General features: G+C 40.9%; 1 pseudogene. It reads right to left on the minus strand.

Features of this window, described 5'->3' with window-relative positions:
• Positions 1-609: pseudogene (locus tag ACFIJZ_RS10110) on the minus strand (hypothetical protein); the annotation flags it as partial.

Below are 609 nucleotides of genomic sequence, written 5' to 3' on the forward strand. Positions count from 1 at the left end.
TACACTATTGTAGCTTTCCTCACTTTCTTTACCTTCCGCATCAACTTTCTTGATCACAAAACTTGGTGCTTTCCATTGTCCATCTTTATCATAACCTGCCCCTCCACCAAAATAGGTCGCAAATGTCTGATTCATTAAATAAAGCTGATTGCCCGTGATCGCTTCTGTCGAACCTTTAGAAATTTCTCCATCTAATAGAAACTTTAATTTGCTGTTTTCTTGTTCCGCTATAACTTGACCATCTTTCTCTTTGTTCTTTACATGACGCGCCACAAAGGCATGCGCGTCATCGTTCCACAACAAAGCATTCTGCTCAATGGTCTGCGTAAGTTCATTGCTGTTCTTAGAAAGCTCATTATGAAGATCTGTCAGCGATGTATCAACACCGCTAAAGGCTGAACCAACATCATGATATGACTGACCACCAACAACATACGTCGGAAGATTACCTACAAGCACATCAGCACCACCACCTAAATAGCTCGATGTATTTTTAGAAACACTGTCTAGACTGGTAGTCACTGTCGTAACATTTTTATTAGTCGCAAATAACTGAGAGCCATTTACAACTTCTGTCGATTCTGCTGAAAGCACTCCTGCCTTAACACC

Origin of the sequence: Bartonella sp. CL70QHWL (assembly GCF_042194855.1) — a bacterium.
Lineage (GTDB): Bacteria > Pseudomonadota > Alphaproteobacteria > Rhizobiales > Rhizobiaceae > Bartonella.